Below are 345 nucleotides of genomic sequence, written 5' to 3'. Positions count from 1 at the left end.
CGATTCTTACCACTTTGTTTACCAGGGCTACAACTGCTTTATTAAAACCGCGTCTTTCGACTAACCCTCTAAGCCATAAACTTAACTTGTCTTCTTTCATTTGCTTAATCGCTTGTGTCACGACAGCCCTGGCTCCATGCACTAAGCTGGCTCGCAAGCGACTATTCCCTCGCTTGCTAATCCCTTGCAATCGCACTTTTCCGCCTGTGGTATATTGCTTAGGTACAACCCCCAGAGCGGCTGATGCATCTCTTCCTCGCTTAAACTGCTTGCCGTCGCCTAACCAATGGAGCAAGCTAAACGAGTTAATCGGCCCAACTGCAGGTATCGCAATTAACTTCTGGC

The 345-nt window shown here is 48.1% G+C and carries 1 protein-coding gene; it reads right to left on the bottom strand.

All coding sequences use genetic code 11. The features are described from left to right. Window positions 1-345: transposase (locus ACSLUK_RS20040; protein WP_448550556.1), on the bottom strand; the 345-nt coding region annotated here is incomplete at both ends.

It is taken from the genome of Thalassotalea fusca (genome assembly GCF_053485835.1).
This window is presented reverse-complemented; position numbering and strand designations above follow the sequence as displayed.